The sequence below is a fragment of the Dapis brunnea BLCC-M229 genome (assembly GCF_050015995.1).
Taxonomy (GTDB): domain Bacteria; phylum Cyanobacteriota; class Cyanobacteriia; order Cyanobacteriales; family Microcoleaceae; genus Trichodesmium.
Genome location: NZ_JBNHEP010000046.1, coordinates 2,037 through 3,625 on the forward strand (window position 1 = coordinate 2,037; position 1,589 = coordinate 3,625).

At 44.2% G+C, this 1,589-nt stretch carries 1 protein-coding gene; it reads right to left on the reverse strand.

What is annotated here, in order from left to right; genetic code table 11:
* A partial coding sequence (locus ACP6PM_RS04420) for a WD40 repeat domain-containing protein (RefSeq protein WP_426582206.1) occupies positions 1 to 1,589 on the reverse strand: 1,589 nt, incomplete at both ends.

Sequence of the window (1,589 nt, forward strand, 5' to 3'; positions counted from 1 at the left end):
TATTGCGAGATCGCGAATCCTTAGCTACTACTAGCTGGTTATTGGAGTTAAAGCTAATACTATGGACATTGCCTTCCTGTTTCAAGAGCAGTTTCGGTTTATCTGCTGTTTCCCACAGGCAAATAGTACTGGGATTGTCTTTTTTCAAATATACAAGTTTCTTATTATCAGGACTGAAACTGATCTCTCTGTCAGGTAGACCGAAACCAGTACGATATTGACCTACATCAGTCCCTGAAATACAGTCTGTAAGCTGACGTGGCTCTTCCTGTGTTCCTTCTAAGTTCCAGAGGCGAACAGTCCCTTGCTCGTCAGTTGTTGCTAATAAGTGACTATTCGGACTAACATTAAGTTCTAATTCACCCTCATGTCCTGAAAATACTTGGGGCAGTGGTGTGCCTTTGAAGTCTTGTAAGCGGACAGTACCATTCTCCGCTGTAGCAATCATTAAGGTACCATCAGGATTAAAAAACATCTTCTTAAAACCTTGAGGCATTTCTCTGCGGTTATATTCTCTAGTTGAATAGAATACCTTTCGCAAAGTTTGTACCACTTGAGGTTGAAGCTTACTGTCTGGCTTGAATAAGGATAAGTACCAAGGCCAGTCTTGAAGAGATTTCGCTGCCCGTAAACTGGCAAGCAAAGCTTCTAAATCTTGATCTGACTGGAAGTTTGCTTCTGCGGATTGCCGAGAAGCCCGAATTTGACCTATCAAAGCATCTTTTTGTCCAATCAAAGCAGTGATAGTCAAGCCACTTAATCCCAGTATGACCGCGATCGCCAAGCGCCACCGCCAACTAATGTTGCGACGCTTTTGCACAACGCTTTGCTGTACAAAATCAGCTTCTACCTGGTTTAACCAGTTGTCATCAGACTTGAGTTCTCGATCCAATACATCGAGATAAGGATTCGCATTCCACAGAAAGTTTGCGGGTTTCTCTCTCGAAGGCTCTTGCTGATTCTGAGAGCGCTGCCACAGTCGCGCAATCTGAGCAGGAATTTTGCTAAATAGTTTTTCAACGGTGTAGAGTCCTCTATCTAAGCGATCGATAACAAGTTCACCCTTGGCTTGAAAACCTGATGGCTGTTCCTTGCTTTTAACAATTTCCCACTCCTGTGCCGCCGAAGTCAACCGCCGTTGCAGGATTAAACCTTCCTCATCCTCCTGCTTCCACATCAACAACTTTTGCCAACCCCGCACCAAAGCATCATGAGCCGGTTCCACATAGGAATTCCCATCCCCATCTTTTCCTCTCACCACTAACCGTGCTTTGGTAAACCGTTCAATTACTTCCTTAACTAAACCTTTTTTCTGTTGGGAATATTCTAGTTCCGATAACGGTACTCGCCTCCGCGCCAATTCACCGCTACCAATAGCCACCATCCGCAACATTACATGACGGATAATCTGAGCATAACCAGAATCGCGAGCGACTAACGCCTTATATTCCTCATCAGCTCTTTGAGTCAGAGATTGAGTGACTCCCCCTATTGATTCATAGTCCGCTTCAGTAATACTGCGGTCTAATATCTTTCCTTGATTTTGTGCTTTTGTCTGTCGCTGTAAATACTTCAGATACAGTTCGCTC